The sequence below is a fragment of the Limnohabitans planktonicus II-D5 genome, assembly GCF_001270065.2.
GTDB classification, from domain to species: Bacteria; Pseudomonadota; Gammaproteobacteria; order Burkholderiales; family Burkholderiaceae_C; genus Limnohabitans_A; species Limnohabitans_A planktonicus.
The window spans coordinates 1-1172 of the sequence record NZ_LFYT02000101.1 but is presented as its reverse complement, the minus strand read 5'-3'; the positions used below and the strand labels follow the sequence as shown (position 1 = coordinate 1172).

General features: G+C 60.3%; 1 protein-coding gene. It reads left to right on the top strand.

Annotation, left to right across the window (positions count from 1 at the left end):
- A partial coding sequence (locus H663_RS41880; RefSeq protein WP_240620608.1) for a YDG domain-containing protein occupies positions 1-1172 on the top strand: 1172 nt, incomplete at both ends.

Here is a 1172-nt window from a genome sequence, read left to right as displayed (position 1 = left end):
CGCGGCCAGCAAGACTTATGACGGCAACGACACCGCCAGCATCACCGCAGGTGCCATCAGCACCGGCGTCGGCTCTGAAACGCTGGCCATCGCTGGCACAGGCAGCTTCAGCGACAAGAACGCGGGCAACAACAAAACCGTCACCGTGGCCGATGTCAACACCCTGACCAAGTCGAATGACTTGGCCACAGGTGGCGACTGGGCCAACTACAACTTGACCACCGTCGGGATGACCACCCAGGCAGACATCGCCAAGAAAGATGTCACCCTGAGCAGCATCACCGCGGCCAGCAAAACTTATGACGGCAACGACACCGCCAACATCAACGCGGGTGCCATCAGCACCGGCGTCGGCGCTGAAACGCTGGCCATCGCTGGCACAGGCAGCTTCAGCGACAAGAACGCGGGCAGCAACAAAACCGTCACCGTGACCAATGTCACCTCTTTGACCAAGTCAAATGTCACGGCCACCGGTGGCGACTGGGCCAACTACAACTTGACCACCACCGGAGGCATGACCACCCAGGCTGACATCGCCAAGAAAGATGTCACCCTGAGCAGCATCACCGCGGCCAGCAAAACTTATGACGGCAACGACACCGCCAGCATCACCGCAGGTGCCATCAGCACCGGCGTCGGCGCTGAAACGCTGGCCATCGCTGGCACAGGCAGCTTCAGCGACAAGAACGCGGGCAGCAACAAAACCGTCACCGTGACCGATGTCACCTCTTTGACCAAGTCGAATGTCACGGCCACCGGTGGCGACTGGGCCAACTACAACTTGACCACCACCGGTGCCATGACCACCCAGGCAGACATCGCCAAGAAGGATGTCACCCTGAGCAGCATCACTGCGGCCAGCAAGACTTACGACGGCAACGACATCGCCAGCATCACCGCGGGTGCCATCAGCACCGGCGTCGGCTCTGAAACGCTGGCCATCGCTGGCACAGGCAGCTTCAGCGACAAGAACGCGGGCAACAACAAAACGGTCACCGTGGCCGATGTCAGCACCTTGACCAAGTCAAATGACTTGGCCACCGGTGGCGACTGGGCCAACTACAACTTGACCACCGTCGCGATGACCACCCAGGCAGACATCGCCAAGAAAGATGTCACCCTGAGCAGCATCACCGCGGCCAGCAAAACTTATGACGGCAACGACACCGCCA